General features: G+C 66.8%; 15 protein-coding genes. 7 read left to right on the top strand and 8 right to left on the bottom strand.

All coding sequences use genetic code 11. The annotated features are described in order from the left end of the window. From ptsP to ACZK0Z_RS05340, 5 genes are all read left to right on the top strand, one after another. The gene (ptsP, locus tag ACZK0Z_RS05360) at positions 1–1,770 is read left to right on the top strand and encodes a phosphoenolpyruvate--protein phosphotransferase (protein ID WP_197633056.1); all 1,770 of its coding nucleotides are present in this window, start codon (positions 1–3) and stop codon (positions 1,768–1,770) included. A 274-nt stretch (positions 1,771–2,044) separates the two neighbouring features. Next, a complete protein-coding gene (mgtE, locus tag ACZK0Z_RS05355) occupies positions 2,045–3,406 on the top strand; it encodes a magnesium transporter (protein WP_010483662.1) in 1,362 nt (453 codons plus the stop codon). Positions 3,407–3,467: 61 nt separating this feature from the next. After that, the gene (locus ACZK0Z_RS05350) at positions 3,468–3,734 is read left to right on the top strand and encodes a hypothetical protein (protein ID WP_049427625.1); all 267 of its coding nucleotides are present in this window, start codon (positions 3,468–3,470) and stop codon (positions 3,732–3,734) included. Between the two features lie 71 nt (positions 3,735–3,805). Further along, positions 3,806–4,603: a carboxylesterase family protein gene (locus tag ACZK0Z_RS05345; protein WP_080354970.1), complete on the top strand. Its 798-nt coding sequence runs from the start codon at positions 3,806–3,808 to the stop codon at positions 4,601–4,603. Between the two features lie 137 nt (positions 4,604–4,740). Beyond that, positions 4,741–5,232: an REP-associated tyrosine transposase gene (locus tag ACZK0Z_RS05340; protein ID WP_049427631.1), complete on the top strand. Its 492-nt coding sequence runs from the start codon at positions 4,741–4,743 to the stop codon at positions 5,230–5,232. A gap of 91 nt (positions 5,233–5,323) precedes the next feature. Here the strand turns inward: ACZK0Z_RS05340 and ACZK0Z_RS05335 are convergent, their stop codons facing one another. From ACZK0Z_RS05335 to ACZK0Z_RS05325, 3 genes are read right to left on the bottom strand one after another with little or no spacing between them, the layout of a single operon-like run. Continuing rightward, entirely contained in the window at positions 5,324–6,274 is a 951-nt protein-coding gene (locus tag ACZK0Z_RS05335) for an aspartate carbamoyltransferase catalytic subunit (protein ID WP_197633054.1), read from the bottom strand. Positions 6,275–6,289: 15 nt separating this feature from the next. Continuing rightward, positions 6,290–6,784: a Holliday junction resolvase RuvX gene (ruvX, locus tag ACZK0Z_RS05330; protein WP_049427627.1), complete on the bottom strand. Its 495-nt coding sequence runs from the start codon at positions 6,782–6,784 to the stop codon at positions 6,290–6,292. Continuing rightward, positions 6,777–7,343, bottom strand: a complete 567-nt coding sequence (locus ACZK0Z_RS05325; RefSeq protein ID WP_049427628.1) for a YqgE/AlgH family protein — start codon at positions 7,341–7,343, stop codon at positions 6,777–6,779. Before ACZK0Z_RS05325 ends, ruvX begins: the two co-directional genes overlap by 8 nt. 88 nt (positions 7,344–7,431) lie before the next feature. Here ACZK0Z_RS05325 and ACZK0Z_RS05320 point away from each other — a divergent pair, with 88 nt between their 5' ends. Then, positions 7,432–7,977, top strand: coding sequence for a DNA-3-methyladenine glycosylase I (locus tag ACZK0Z_RS05320; RefSeq protein WP_197633052.1), 546 nt, complete (start codon positions 7,432–7,434; stop codon positions 7,975–7,977). 83 nt (positions 7,978–8,060) lie between these two features. On the opposite strand, the gene ACZK0Z_RS05315 is transcribed toward ACZK0Z_RS05320, so the two are convergent. Beyond that, on the bottom strand, positions 8,061–8,768 hold the full coding sequence (locus tag ACZK0Z_RS05315; protein ID WP_049427633.1) for a YitT family protein: 708 nt from the start codon (positions 8,766–8,768) through the stop codon (positions 8,061–8,063). A gap of 110 nt (positions 8,769–8,878) precedes the next feature. Beyond that, entirely contained in the window at positions 8,879–9,091 is a 213-nt protein-coding gene (locus ACZK0Z_RS05310) for a DUF4287 domain-containing protein (RefSeq protein ID WP_014646220.1), read from the bottom strand. 340 nt (positions 9,092–9,431) lie between these two features. Between ACZK0Z_RS05310 and ACZK0Z_RS05305 the strand changes: the two genes are divergently transcribed. Beyond that, positions 9,432–10,331 (top strand): LysR substrate-binding domain-containing protein, encoded by a 900-nt coding sequence (locus ACZK0Z_RS05305; protein ID WP_197632574.1) that lies wholly within the window; start codon positions 9,432–9,434, stop codon positions 10,329–10,331. Between the two features lie 66 nt (positions 10,332–10,397). Here ACZK0Z_RS05305 and ACZK0Z_RS05300 read toward each other — a convergent pair whose 3' ends face one another. The 3 genes from ACZK0Z_RS05300 to ACZK0Z_RS05290 all read right to left on the bottom strand — a co-directional run bounded on the left by ACZK0Z_RS05300 (position 10,398) and on the right by ACZK0Z_RS05290 (position 13,864). Continuing rightward, positions 10,398–11,381, bottom strand: a complete 984-nt coding sequence (locus tag ACZK0Z_RS05300) for an aldo/keto reductase (RefSeq protein ID WP_197632573.1) — start codon at positions 11,379–11,381, stop codon at positions 10,398–10,400. Positions 11,382–11,585: 204 nt separating this feature from the next. Next, positions 11,586–12,680, bottom strand: a complete 1,095-nt coding sequence (locus ACZK0Z_RS05295) for a PilT/PilU family type 4a pilus ATPase (protein ID WP_049426723.1) — start codon at positions 12,678–12,680, stop codon at positions 11,586–11,588. Positions 12,681–12,826: 146 nt separating this feature from the next. Further along, entirely contained in the window at positions 12,827–13,864 is a 1,038-nt protein-coding gene (locus ACZK0Z_RS05290; protein ID WP_004147099.1) for a type IV pilus twitching motility protein PilT, read from the bottom strand. Positions 13,865–13,942: the final 78 nt, after the last annotated feature.

The following is a 13,942-nucleotide window of genomic DNA, read 5'->3' as shown; positions in this document are numbered from 1 at the left end:
GTGCCACGCGCACGCGCCGGCCAGCCCCCTTCCGGCCAACGGCCGGTACTGCTGCTGGCGGGCCACGGTGCCGCCCGCGGCACGGCAATGGGCCGCGCCCGCGTGCGCCTGCCGCATGCACTGGAAGTGGCCGAGCAGCGCGTTGCCGCCAACCAGGTCGAGGCCGAGCTGGCCTGCCTGCATCGCGCGGTGGATGCCGCACGCACGGAGATGCACGAGCTGCGCCAGCGCCTGCATGGGGCCCTGAACCAGGAAGTGGGTGAGTTCCTCGACCTGCATGCGCTGCTGCTGGACGATCCCGAGCTGCTCTATGGCCTGGACGAACTGATCCGCAGCGGACCGTACAGCGCCGGCTATGCATTGCGCCTGCAGCGCGACCGCCTGGCCAAGGTCTTCGACGGGATGGACGATGCCTACCTGAAGAGCCGCATGGACGACCTCGACCATGTGATCGGCCGCATCCATGCCTTCCTGCAGCCCGAACGCCCACCTGCGGTGAAAGGCCTGGCCGGCGAGATCCTGGTCTGCGACAACATCGCGCCCTCTGAACTGGCACAGCTCCAGGCACAGGGCGTAGTCGGCATCGTCACCGCCGCCGGCAGCGCGCTCTCGCACAGCGCGATCCTTGCGCGCAGCCTGCACCTGCCCTTGATCGTCAACGTGCCGCAGCTTCTCAGCCGCATCGCCGATGGCGACGTGCTGATCATCGATGGCGCCGACGGCAGCATCACCGCCAATCCACAGGCCGATAATCTGCGCGACTATCGCGCACGACTGAAGGAACACGCGCGCGAACAGCGCGAGCTCGGCCGCCTGCGCAGCAAGCCCAGCCGCACCCGCGACCAGGTCGACATCGCCCTGCTGGCCAATGCCGAATCGCTGGAGGACGTGACCCAGGCGCATGCGCTGGGCGCCCACGGCCTGGGCCTGTACCGCACCGAATTCCTGTTCCTGCAGCGCAACGAGCTGCCCGACGAAGAAGAACAGTTCCAGACCTACCGCGATGCCGCCCTGGGCATGAGCGGGCGACCGGTGACCATCCGCACCCTCGACCTGGGCGCGGACAAGGCTGATCGCACCGGCCTGACCCTGAGCAACGAGGAAAACCCGGCGCTCGGCCTGCGTGGCGTACGCCTGTCGCTGGCACGGCCGAAGGTAGCCGACACCCAGCTGCGCGCGATCCTGCGCGCCTCGGCCTACGGCAAGCTGCGGGTGCTGGTGCCGATGGTCAGCACCCGCGAGGAGCTGCTGGCGGTGCGCCGGCGCATGCTCAAGCTGACCGAACAGCTGCGCAGCGAAGGCCACATGGTGTCCGACCACGTGCCACTGGGCGCGATGATCGAAGTCCCGGCCGCTGCACTGGCGCTGGAAAGCTTCATCGACCTGGTCGATTTCCTGTCGATCGGTACCAATGACCTGGTGCAGTACCTGCTGGCGGCCGACCGCAACAATGAAGCGCTGGGCGAGCTGTATTCGCCGTTGCACCCGGCGGTGCTGCGGCTGCTGCAGATGGTGATCGAGACCGGCGCGCGCCACCGCATCCCGGTGGCGGTCTGCGGCGAGATGGCCGGCGATGCGCGGATGACGCCACTGCTGCTGGCACTGGGCCTGACCGAATTCAGTCTGCATCCCGGCACCCTGCTCGAGGTCCGCCGCGCGATCCGCGAGGCCGATCTGGCGACGTTGCGTGCACGCGCGCCCAAGCTGCTGGCCGCGCGCGACCGCCGCGCCATCGAGCGCTGGCTGGCGCTGGTGGCGGACGCGTCCTGATTTCCGCGCCACGCGCTCGCCGGGCATGGCCCGGCGGAATTTGTGGACCCCGCTGGCCGCTGGCCCGACGCAGATTCGATCCGCAGAAACAGCCCCTTGTTGTTCAAGGGGCGCGCCGACAGGCGCGGGGATAAGGTTGAATGCGTGGACCCCGGTGGCCGCAGGCCAGCGGGGTATGCGTTGAAACATCCCCTTGCGATAATGACGCGCTGAACACCCCTGTTGCCGCATCCTTGCCGGGATCGCGGCTTTTCTTATACCCGCGGGAGCTGCGATGGCTGAAGCTGTACGCCACGACAAGACTGCGCGCCAACTGCGGATGTTGTCCGATGCACTGGACAGCGGCCGGCTGGGCCCGGTGCGTCGCCTGGTCAACACCCTGGCCCCGGCCGAGATCGGCAACCTGCTCGAGTCACTGCCACCGGGCAAGCGCGAGGTGGTGTGGGGCCTGGTCGATCCGGAAGATGACGGCGAGGTGCTGGTCCACGTCGGCGACGACGTGCGCGAAAGCCTGCTCGCGGACATGGACCCGGACGAGATCATCGCCGCGGTCGAAGACCTGGACATCGACGACCTGGCCGACCTGGTCGAGGACCTGCCGGACACGGTCATCGACGAAGTCCTCAAGTCGATGGACCGCGAGAACCGTGAGCGCCTGGAACAGGTGCTGTCCTATCCAGAGGACAGTGCCGGCCGCCTGATGAACCCGGACGTGGTGACCGTGCGCGCCGACGTCAATGTCGACGTCGTGCTGCGCTACCTGCGCCTGCGCGGTGAACTGCCCGACCACACCGACCATCTGTTCGTGGTCAGCCGCCGCCACCAGTACCTCGGCCGGGTGTCGCTGGCGGCACTGGTGACCCACGAGGACACCACCCCGATCAACCGCCTGATCGACGACGAGCAGCCAGCCATCGACGTCGGCGAGAGCGACCAGGAAGTCGCCCGCCAGTTCTCCGACCACGACTGGATCTCCGCGCCGGTGGTGGATGACAACAACATCCTGGTCGGCCGCATCACCATCGATGACGTGGTCGACATCATCCGCGGCCAGGCCGAGCACCAGGCGCTGGGCGCCGCCGGCCTGGACGAGGACGAGGATCTGTTCAGCCCGGTCTGGCGCGCGATGCGCCGCCGCCTGATGTGGCTGTCGGTGAACCTGTGCACGGCCTTCCTGGCCTCCAGCGTGGTCGGCCATTTCGAAGGCACGATCGACAAACTGGTGGCGCTGGCGGTGCTGATGCCGATCGTCGCCGGCCTCGGTGGCAACGCCGGTACCCAGGTGCTGGCCCTGATGGTGCGCGGCCTGGCGCTGGGCCAAGTGGGCGCCTCCAACGCCCGCACCCTGCTGTGGAAGGAAGTGCGCGTCGCGCTGCTGAACGGCGTGATGCTGGGTTCGGTGCTGGGCCTGATCGTGCTGGCCTGGTTCCACTCGCCCGGGTTGTCGGCGGTGATCGCCATCGCGCTGACCTGCAACCTCCTGTTCGCTGCATTGGCGGGCGTGCTGGTGCCGTTGACGCTGAAACGCTTCGGCTTCGACCCGGCGCTGGCCAGCGGCATCTTCCTGACCGCCGTGACCGACTCGATGGGCTTCTTCACCTTCCTCGGCCTGGCCACCCTGGTGCTGCTGCACTGACCGTCTCAAGGGTCGGATCCCCGCTGCGCGGGGCTCTGGCCCGATCCCAACTGGATCCCCCATGGCAACGACAATCGAAAACTACTTCCTGCCCGGCTGGCGCGACCAGCAGCACACCTGCCCGGCCTGTGAATGGAAGGGCTGCTCGCGGGCCATGGTGATGGAGCTGGACGAGGACGCCACCGAGTACGACTGCCCGGTCTGCGAGAACCCGCTGCTGGTGGTGCTGCATCCGGACATGGCACAGGTACAGGCCGCCGCTGCCGAAGGCAATGCAGAAGCACAGGAGCAGCTGGACATCATCGCCAGCTTCCCGCGGCCGGAGTGACGCGGCGCATGATGCTGCGTTGACCCACGCCGGACTACGATGCGGGTGACCCTACCGCCTCGGGAACGCCCATGGTCCGTTCGATGTCGCGCTGGCTGCCGCTGCTGGCCTTTCTGATGATGACGGGCTGTGCCTCGCTGCCGGACAGCGCGCGCGGTCGCTTCGAGGCCCGCGCAGTGAAGGTGGATGGCGAAACGGCTTACTACCAGGTGTTCATTCCGGCGGCATCGGCGCGCACGCCGGGCTCGCTGCCGGTCGTGCTGTTCCTGCATGGCTCCGGCGAGCGCGGCGGCGATGGCGTCAAGCAGACCCACGCTGGATTGGGACCGTACCTGCGCGCGCATGCGGCCGATTTCCCGGCGCTGGCCGTATTTCCGCAGGTGCCGGGGCGCGAGGAATGGAGCGGACGCAACAACCGCGTGGCGCTGGCTGCGCTGGACGCCGCCATCGCCGAGTTCGGTGCCGACCCGGCGCGCCAGTACCTGACCGGCATGTCGATGGGAGGCTATGGCAGCTGGGACATCGCGCTGGACGACCCACGCCGCTTCGCGGCGATCGTGCCGGTGTGCGGCGCGGTACTGGCCCCGCGTGCGGTGCGCCCGACCCTGTTCGTCGAGCAGGTCGCGCAGGAGCCCGACCCGTACGCGACCATCGCCCAGCGCCTGCGGCACACCCCGATCTGGATCTTCCACGGCGCACTGGATGACGTGGTCCCACCGGACGACGACCGCCGGCTTCACAGCGCCTTCCTGGCCACCAATGCACGCGACATGCGCTATACCGAGTACCCGGAAGGCAACCACAACGCCTGGGATGCCACCTATGCGGACCCGGCAATGTGGGCGTGGCTGTTCGCGCAGAAGCGCTGAGCCACAGCCCCTGGTAGCTGCCAACCTTGGTTGGCATTGACTGCTCTGGTAGTTGCCAACCTTGGTTGGCACTGGCCTACCTGAATCCAAGCCATTCCCCGATGTTCATTGGAAGCAGGCCTGTCCATGCTTGCTCCATGCAGAACACACGTCTCCTGCTCGGTCGTCGCTCCAGCATCGGCCTCAGCTATATCCTCACCACCGTCGTCCATGACCGCGCACCGCTCTTCACCAACGCCGCAGCGGCCGCCTTGGCAATGCGCGAATTCCAGCGACTGGATCAGGAAGGCTTCACCCGCTCGATCGCCTACGTGGTCATGCCCGACCACATCCACTGGCTGGTCGAACTGCGCGCGGGGACGCTGGAAACCGTCATGAAGCGCTTCAAGTCGCGCACAGCCCAGCAGGCAAATCGCTTGCTGGGGCGGATCGGGCGCGTCTGGCAGGCGTGCTATCACGATCATGCAATCCGCTCTGACGAATCGTTGCACCGGCATGCGATGTATCTGATGGGAAATCCGATCAGGGCCGGGCTGACGACGCGGCTGGGGCAATATCCCCACGCATGGTGCGAATGGGAGCTCGGGGCTTCGTGTGATCCGCTCGACAACTTGGGCGCGGATAGATAGTGCCAACCAAGGTTGGCATCTACCAGAGCGGTGCGCGGTCAAGCCGCGCGGTAAGTGTGTCAACCAAGGTTGACACCTACCAGAGCGGGCATCAGCCCAGCAGGGTTTCCAGCACGGCCATGCGCACGGCGACGCCGTTGGCGACCTGGCGCAGTACCCACGACTGCGGGCCGTCGGCCACCTCGTCGGTCACTTCCACGCCGCGGTTGATCGGGCCCGGGTGCAGCACCGCGGCATCCTTGCCGGCGCGTGCCAGGCGCTCATTGGTCAGGCCGTACTGTGCGTGGTACTGCTCCAGCGACGGCACCAGGCCTTCTTCCATGCGCTCGCGCTGCAGGCGCAGCATCATCAGCGCGTCGACGCCTTCCAGCATCGCATCGAAATCATCGCCGACCACACAGCCCTTCAGCGTCTCGTCGTCCGGCAGCAGCGACTGCGGGCCGCACACGCGGATCTCGCCCACGCCAAGCGTGCGCAGCGCGTGCAGATCCGTGCGGGCCACGCGCGAGTGCTTCACGTCGCCGACAATCACCACCTTCAGCTTCGAGAAATCCGGGCCCTTGGCCTGGCGCAGGGTCAGCATGTCCAACAGGCCCTGGGTCGGGTGCGAACTGCGGCCGTCACCGGCGTTGATCAGCGCAGTGCCCTCGCCCGCCGCTTCGGCCAGGGCGGCCACGGCGCCGTCATCGGGATGGCGCACGACGAAGCCACGCACGCCCATCGCTTCCAGGTTGCGCAGCGTGTCGCAGGCGGTTTCGCCCTTGCGCGTGGACGAGGTCGAGGCATCGAAGTTCAGCACGTCGGCGCCCAGGCGCTGCGCGGCCAGCTGGAACGAACTGCGGGTGCGCGTGGACGGTTCGAAGAACAGCGTGCACACCGCCGAACCGCCCAATACGTGGCGCTTGTTGCCGACGCGACCGACCGCAGCATCGCGGATCTGCCCTGCCCGGTCCAGCAGCTGCAACAGGGTTTCGCGCGGCAGGCCCTCCAGGGTCAGCAGGTGGCGCAGGCGTCCGGAGGCATCGATTTGCTGGGCAGTCATGGCGGGTGTCGGTAGTCAGGGAATGGGGGTGGCGTCGTCCGGCGACGACAGCCAGCGGTCGATGATCACCGCCGCGGCCACGGCATCGAGGGCGGCCGCATCGCGGCGGCGCTTGCGCCCTTCGGCGCGCTCGACGGCGAAGCGGCGGGCGGCTTCGACCGAGCTGGAGCGCTCGTCGATCATCACCACGGGCAGCTTGAAGCGTTCCCGCAGCTGGCGGGCAAAGCCCTGCGCGCGCTTGCGGTTGGGCTGGTCCTGGCCGTCCAGGGTCAGCGGGTCGCCGACCACCAGGCCATCGGGCTTCCATTCCTTGAGCAGGCGCTCGATCGCGGTCCAGTCCGGGCCGTTGCCATGCACATCGACCACCGCCACCGCGCGCGCATGCGCCGCGAAGGCACTGCCGATGGCCACGCCGATCCGTCGCGAGCCGACATCGAAACCCAGAACGGTGCCGTCACGGCGGATCGCCGGGGCAGAAGATACCGGTGCGGGCGCGGCCGGCTCAGACATGGCCGCTGTAATCCGTCAGCCGAAACAGGTCCACGCCGATACGCGAGGCCGCACCCTGCCAGCGCTGCTCCAGTGGCAGCTGGAACACCAGCTCGGCGTCGGCCGGCACGGTCAGCCAGCTGTTCTCGGACAGCTCGCTTTCCAGCTGCCCTGCGCCCCAACCGGCACAGCCGAGGGTAACCACGGCGTTGGCCGGGCCTTCGCCTCGCGCCATCGCCTCGAGGATATCGCGCGAGGTGGTCAGGTACAGGCCATTGCCCACGGTCAGGCTGGAATCCCACGCCCGCGCGTCGTCATGGATGACGAAGCCGCGCTCGGGATGCACCGGGCCGCCGTTGAGCACCATGCGCGCCTGCAGGTCGCCATCGCCGGTGGTGATGTCCATCTGTGCAAGCACTTCACCGAGCGTGTACTCGGAAGGCTGGTTGACCAGCACGCCCATCGCCCCGTTCTCGTCGTGCTGGCAGATCAGCGCGACGCTGCGGGCGAAGGTCGCGTCGAGCAGCGACGGCAGCGCGACGAGCAGGTGATCGGCAAGGGAGGTCGGCGTTACAGGCATGGCCCCATTCTAGCGGCTGGGCGCGCCGGGCGCCTCCACTCGACGGTCACGGCGCGCATAATGACGTCCCACCGCGCAGGAGTTCGACGTGTCCGGTTACTGCCTCATCGCCCCGGGCCATCCGGTGCACGACTACTACCACGCCAACGAGTACGGCTTCCCGCAGCGTGACGAGCGCGAGCTGTTCGAACGACTGGTGCTGGAGATCAACCAGGCCGGCCTGAGCTGGGAAACGATCCTGAAGAAGCGCGAGGGCTTTCGCACGGCCTATGACGGTTTCGATGTGGACCGTGTGGCAGCCTATGCCGAGCAGGACATCGAACGCCTGCTGTCGGACGCCGGCATCATCCGCAACCGGCTGAAGGTGCTGGCGGCGATCCACAACGCGCAGGTGATCCAGCAGCTGCGGGCCAGCCACGGCAGCTTCGCGTCGTGGCTGGATGCGCACCACCCGCGCAGCAAGGCCGACTGGGTGAAGCTGTTCAAGAAGACCTTCCGCTTCACCGGCGGCGAGATCACCGGCGAGTTCCTGATGAGCTTGGGCTACCTGCCCGGTGCGCATGCCAAGGACTGCCCGGTGCAGAAGCGGCTGCTGAAGCTGTCGCCGCCGTGGGTGCAGGCCGCCACCCGCTGATGGATATCCGCCGGGCATGGACCGGCGTTACCACGCGTGGGTTCCGGTAGTGCCGGCCGCTGGCCGGCAACCCCGTTGAACGGTCACACGCCCATGTAGCGGCCAGGGCGGTGGTTGAACATCAGCACCAGGCTGAGCACCACCGCGCCGATGGCCGAGTACAGCACCTTCGACGGCGACAGCACGAAGAACGCGGCCACCATCAGGCAGGCGTCGTAGGACATCTGCACCTTGCCCGCGCTCCAGCCGCGGGTGCGCTGCAGGTACACCGCCAGGATGCCGATGCCGCCGAGGCTGGCGCGGTGGCGGATGAAGAACAGGATGCCCAGGCCGGACAGCGCACCACCGACGATCGCCGAATACAGCGGGTGGATGTGCGAGAAGTCGATCCAGCGCGGCAGCAGGTCGGTCAGCACGCCACAGGCGGTGACCGCGGCGAAGGTCTTCAGGGTGAATTCCCAGCCCATGCGCCGCACCGCCACCCAGTAGAACGGCAGGTTGACCAGCACGAACACCACGCCGAAGTTCCAGTCCAGCGCGTAGTGCAGCAGAAAGGCCATGCCGGCCATGCCGCCGATCATCAGCCCGCTCTTGGCGAAGATGGCCAGCCCCAGCGAGGCCACCATGGTGGCCAGCACCATGCCCTGCACGTCCTCGGCGATCGAGTGGCGCAGCGCTTTTCCGTCGGCGGTGGTGCCGGCGCTGTCGGGCGGCGGGGTCAGCGGACCAGCGGTGACCAGGTGGCCGTCAGCGTCGTCGCACGGCGCGGGGCCATGGGAGGGAAGGGACATACGGGTGGGGAACAGCAGGTGGGGAGCGGTATTAGACACGATCTGCATGACAGTTGCAGATGAAATCGTTCAGCTGAATGCGCCCCACCCCGTTCTCTGCCGGCCGCCGATCAGCCTTTTCCGGCCAGGTGATGCGCCACCAGCGCGTTGGCGTGGCCATGGCCCAGGCCATGCTCACTTTTCAGGAAGCTGACCAGTTCCATGTGTTTCAGGCCCTTCTTCCCGGCCAGCAACCCGAACCAGTGCGCCACCGGCTGCCCGTAGGTCTTCTCGATGGAGGGAAAGTACGAGGCCGGGCCTTTCGGCTTGGTGTCAGTGCTCATGTGCAGCTCCCGTTGAAGTCATTCATTCGACGAACCACAGTCCCTGAAATCGACATCCCCACACGTCTACACAGAATGGGATCGGAGCCCGTCGCGCAGCAACGGGATCCGCCCCCGCTTCGCCCGACAGACCGCAGCCAACTGTCGAAGGCGGGATGGGTCCGATTGCAGGGGTGTCCGCGGCATGGATGCCGCGGCCAAGCCCCCATGGACGGGTTTACGGCGTCCCCTGCAACCGGACCCACCCCGCCACCCCACGGATAGCCAGCATTTGAAGTTGACGTGGCCGTTGCCGTTGATTCGGCAGGTGCCGGGCGCAGCCCGGCCGTATCATTCCCGCATGCCCCGTGAAAACCTCAACGACCTGCAGGCCTTCGTCCACGTCGCCCGCGAGGGCAGCTTCACCAAGGCCGCCGCCCAGCTGGGTGTCTCCCAGTCTGCGCTCAGCCACGCCATGCGCGGCCTGGAGCAGCGCCTTGGCGTGCGCCTGCTGACCCGCACCACCCGCAGCGTGTCCACCACCGAAGCCGGCGCCCGCTTGCTCGACACCCTGGGCCCGCGCTTGGCCGAGATCGAGGACGGACTGGCCGCGCTGGCCGAATACCGTGAACGCCCGGCCGGTACCATCCGCATCAATGCCACCGGCCATGCCGCCGAGTACATCGCGTGGCCACGGCTGGCGCCGCTGCTGCAGCAGTATCCGGACCTCAAGGTGGAACTGACCGCCGACTACGGGCTGGCCGACATTGTCGCCGAGCGCTACGACATCGGCATCCGCCTCGGCGAACGCCTGGCGCGCGACATGGTCGCCGTGCCGATCAGCCCGCCGCTGCGCATGCGCGTGGTCGGTGCACCCAGCTACTTCCGCCAGCACGTAGTGCCACGCCATCCGGACGAGCTGGCAGACCACAACTGCGTGACCCTGCGCCTGCCCACGCATGGCGGGCTGATGCCGTGGGATTTCGGCCAGGACGGCAACGAACTGAGCGTGCGCGTGAGCGGCCAGTGGACCTTCAACACCATGGGTATGACCCGTGCCGCTGCGCTGGCCGGCAGCGGATTGGCCTGGCTGCCGGAAGACCAGGTGCAGCCGATGCTGGACGATGGCCGCCTGCAGTCGGTACTGGACGACTGGTGCCCGCACTTCGATGGCTACTACGCGTACTACCCGTCGCGCCGCCACGTCACCGTGGCGATGCGCACGGTGCTGGATGCGCTGCGCGGACCGATGGGACGTTGAGGAGTGCGGACCAACGATCCGCACCCACCTCGGTCTGCACCCGCCAGCGGCCGGATGGCCCGGTGATCAGCCCTTGGCTTGCGCCGCACGCTGTGTGTTGTAGCGCTCACCGACGATCGACACTTCATCCAGCGCCTGCGCGATGCGCTGCAGTTCCTCCGGCGCCAGCTGCAGGTCAGCCGCGCCCAGGTTCTCTTCCAGGCGGTGGATCTTGGTGGTGCCCGGAATCGGCACGATCCACGGCGCCTGCGCCAGCAGCCAGGCCAGCGCCACCTGCGCCGGGGTCGCGCCGCGTGCTGCAGCAATCGTACTGATGCGATCCACCAGCGCCTGGTTGGCGCGGCGGGCTTCCACTTCGAAGCGCGGCACGCTGTTGCGGAAATCGTTGGCGTCGAAGGTGGTGTCGGCGTTGATCGCGCCGGTCAGGAAGCCACGGCCGAGCGGACTGAACGGCACGAAGCCGATGCCCAGTTCCTGCAGGGCCGGCAGCAGTTCGCGCTCCGGTTCACGCCACCACAGCGAATACTCGCTCTGCACGGCAGCCACCGGCTGCACCGCGTGCGCACGGCGCACGGTGGCGGCGCTGGCCTCGGACAGGCCGAAGTGGCCGACCTTGCCCTCGGCGATCAGGTCGCGCACGGTGCCGGCCACGTCCTCGATCGGCACGTTCGGGTCGACACGGTGCTGGTAGAACAGGTCGATATGGTCGGTGCGCAGGCGTTTGAGACTGGCTTCGGCCACGGCGCGGATGTTCTCGGGGCGGCTGTCCAGGCCGGTATCGGTGCGCGCATCCTTGAAGCCGAACTTGGTGGCGATCACCAGCTTGTCGCGGTAAGGCGCCAGGGCCTCGCCGAGCAGGTCTTCATTGGTGTACGGGCCGTACACTTCGGCGGTGTCGAAGAAGGTCACGCCGCGTTCAACGGCAGCGTGCAGCAGGGCGATGCCCTGGCTGCGCTCGACCGGCTGGCCATAGGCATGGGTCAGGCCCATGCAACCCAGGCCCAAGGCGGAAACCTTCAGACCGCTGCGGCCGAGTTCACGTGTCTGCATCGTGGTGCTCCAGAGGGGGAACGCTGACGATACGCCTGCAGGGGCTGCCGATTGAATGGGCAGCGTTGCAGTTGGTCATGACTGGAATTCATCAATCGCCCGCGCGCGGTAGCGCCGACTGTCAGTCGACTGCTTTCCAACGGCCAGGGAAATCCCGCGCTGCGCGCGAGAGTCGACTGGCAGTCGACTCTACAGATCTGCAGGTCACCGGACCTCGGAGATCTCAACGCCATCCAGGCCCTGTGACAACGTGCGTGCGTCGCCGCCCTGGCTGAGCTTGATGCGCAGGCGCACTTCGTTCTGCGAGTCAGCATAGCGCAGCGCGTCCTCGTAGCTGATCTCACCGGCCTGGTACAGCTCGAACAGGCTCTGGTCGAAGGTCTTCATGCCCAGCTGGACCGAGTCCTTCATCACTTCCTTCAGCTTGTGGATCTCGCCGTCGCGGATGTAATCCTGCACCAGCGGCGTGCCGAGCAGGATCTCCATGGCGACCTTGCGCGAACGGCCATCGGGCGACGGCACCAGCTGCTGCGCGACCACGCCCTTGAGGTTCAGCGACAGGTCCATCAGCAGCTGGTTGCGGCGGTCTTCCGGGAAGAAGTTGACGATGCGGTCCATCGCCTGGTTGGCGTTGTTGGCATGCAGGGTGCACAGCACCAGGTGACCGGTCTCGGCGAACGCGATGGCGTGGTCCATGCCTTCGCGGGTACGCACCTCACCGATCATGATCACGTCCGGCGCCTGGCGCAGGGTGTTCTTCAGCGCGGCTTCCCAGCTGTCGGTATCGATGCCGACCTCACGCTGGGTGATGATGCAGCCTTCGTGCTTGTGCACGAACTCGATCGGGTCTTCGATGGTGATGATGTGGCCGGTCGAGTTCTGGTTGCGGTAGCCGATCATCGCCGCAAGCGAAGTCGATTTACCGGTACCGGTAGCGCCGACGAACAGGATGATGCCGCGCTTGGTCATCGCCAGCGTCTTGATGATCGGCGGCAGGCTCAGTTCTTCCACGGTCGGAATGCGCGTCTCGATGCGACGCAGCACCATGCCGACCTGGTTGCGCTGGTAGAAGCAGCTGACACGGAAGCGGCCAACACCGGACAGGCCGATGGCGAAGTTGCATTCGTGGGTCTTCTCGAATTCCTCGCGCTGTGCCGGGGTCATCACGTTGAGGACCAGGTCGCGGCTCTGCTGGGGCGTCAGCGGGGTCTGCGTGATCGGCGAGATCTTGCCGTTGACCTTCATCGCCGGCGGCATGCCCGCAGTGATGAACAGGTCAGAGGCGCGCTGGTGCGCCATCAGCTTGAGGAACGAAGTGAAATCGATGGTGGTCGCGGTTGTGTTCACGGCGGGCTCCCGGAAAGCGGTTTACCAGGTAACGGTCGGTGGAGGAAACAACACGGAGCGGCCGCGCCATTGCGCGCGCCGTCCGTTGCTGCCCCGCCTTACTCGAACAGGCGCTTGTCCTTGGCGTACTCGCGGGCCTGGTTGCGGGTGATCAGGCTGCGCTTGACCAGGTCCTGCAGGTGCTGGTCCAGGGTCATCATGCCGTACTGCTGGCCGGTCTGGATGGCCGAATACATCTGCGCCACCTTGTCCTCGCGGATCAGGTTGCGGATGGCCGGAGTGCCGACCATGATTTCCCACGCTGCGGTACGACCGCCGCCAACCTTCTTCAGCAGCGCCTGCGAGATCACCGCACGCAGCGACTCGGACAGCATCGAGCGCACCATCGGCTTTTCGCCGGCGGGGAACACGTCGATGATGCGGTCGATGGTCTTCGCTGCCGAACTGGTGTGCAGGGTGCCGAACACCAGGTGGCCGGTTTCCGCGGCGGTCAGTGCCAGGCGGATGGTTTCCAGGTCACGAAGTTCGCCGACCAGGATGATGTCCGGGTCCTCACGCAGCGCAGAACGGAGCGCTTCATTGAAGCCGTGCGTGTCTCGGTGCACTTCGCGCTGGTTGATCAGGCACTTCTGCGAGGTATGCACGAATTCGATCGGATCCTCGACGGTGAGGATGTGGCCGTATTCGTTCTTGTTGATGTAGTCGATCATCGCCGCCAGCGTGGTCGACTTGCCCGAGCCGGTCGGCCCGGTCACCAGGATCAGGCCCTGCGGCTGCTGGATCACCTCGCGGAACAGCGGTGGGCAGGCCAGGTCCTCGAGGGTGAGCACCTCGGACGGAATGGTACGGAACACCGCACCCGCACCGCGGTTCTGGTTGAACGCATTCACTCGGAAGCGCGCCAGCGATGGAATCTCGAAGGAGAAGTCCACTTCGAGGAATTCCTCGTAATCGCGGCGCTGCTTGTCGGACATGATGTCGTACACCAGCGCGTGGACCTGCTTGTGGTCCAGGGCTGGAATGTTGATCCGGCGAACATCGCCGTCCACGCGGATCATCGGCGGCAGGCCTGCGGACAGGTGCAGGTCGGACGCTTTGTTCTTTACGGAAAACGCCAACAGTTCGGCGATATCCATGAGCGGCTACTCCCCAATAACGGCTTCGACTGGAAGGATCTTTCCCCGGGCGGCAGTATAGCCTCCTGATTCAACGGA

The organism is Stenotrophomonas sp. 116085_Sma, assembly GCF_056479585.1.
Note: the sequence above shows the minus strand (reverse complement) of the source record. Positions and strands in the feature narration are given on the sequence as shown.

What these genes read in the sequence shown, in the direction of transcription:
- mgtE (WP_010483662.1), top strand. Translation starts at nt 2,045, where the DNA reads ATGGCTGAAGCTGTACGCCACGACAAGACTGCGCGCCAACTGCGGATG.
- ACZK0Z_RS05350 (WP_049427625.1), top strand. Translation starts at nt 3,468, where the DNA reads ATGGCAACGACAATCGAAAACTACTTCCTGCCCGGCTGGCGCGACCAG.
- ACZK0Z_RS05345 (WP_080354970.1), top strand. Translation starts at nt 3,806, where the DNA reads ATGGTCCGTTCGATGTCGCGCTGGCTGCCGCTGCTGGCCTTTCTGATG.
- ACZK0Z_RS05340 (WP_049427631.1), top strand. Translation starts at nt 4,741, where the DNA reads ATGCAGAACACACGTCTCCTGCTCGGTCGTCGCTCCAGCATCGGCCTC.
- ACZK0Z_RS05335 (WP_197633054.1), bottom strand. Translation starts at nt 6,274, where the DNA reads ATGACTGCCCAGCAAATCGATGCCTCCGGACGCCTGCGCCACCTGCTG.
- ruvX (WP_049427627.1), bottom strand. Translation starts at nt 6,784, where the DNA reads ATGTCTGAGCCGGCCGCGCCCGCACCGGTATCTTCTGCCCCGGCGATC.
- ACZK0Z_RS05325 (WP_049427628.1), bottom strand. Translation starts at nt 7,343, where the DNA reads ATGCCTGTAACGCCGACCTCCCTTGCCGATCACCTGCTCGTCGCGCTG.
- ACZK0Z_RS05315 (WP_049427633.1), bottom strand. Translation starts at nt 8,768, where the DNA reads ATGTCCCTTCCCTCCCATGGCCCCGCGCCGTGCGACGACGCTGACGGC.
- ACZK0Z_RS05310 (WP_014646220.1), bottom strand. Translation starts at nt 9,091, where the DNA reads ATGAGCACTGACACCAAGCCGAAAGGCCCGGCCTCGTACTTTCCCTCC.
- ACZK0Z_RS05305 (WP_197632574.1), top strand. Translation starts at nt 9,432, where the DNA reads ATGCCCCGTGAAAACCTCAACGACCTGCAGGCCTTCGTCCACGTCGCC.
- ACZK0Z_RS05300 (WP_197632573.1), bottom strand. Translation starts at nt 11,381, where the DNA reads ATGCAGACACGTGAACTCGGCCGCAGCGGTCTGAAGGTTTCCGCCTTG.
- ACZK0Z_RS05295 (WP_049426723.1), bottom strand. Translation starts at nt 12,680, where the DNA reads ATGGCGCACCAGCGCGCCTCTGACCTGTTCATCACTGCGGGCATGCCG.
- ACZK0Z_RS05290 (WP_004147099.1), bottom strand. Translation starts at nt 13,864, where the DNA reads ATGGATATCGCCGAACTGTTGGCGTTTTCCGTAAAGAACAAAGCGTCC.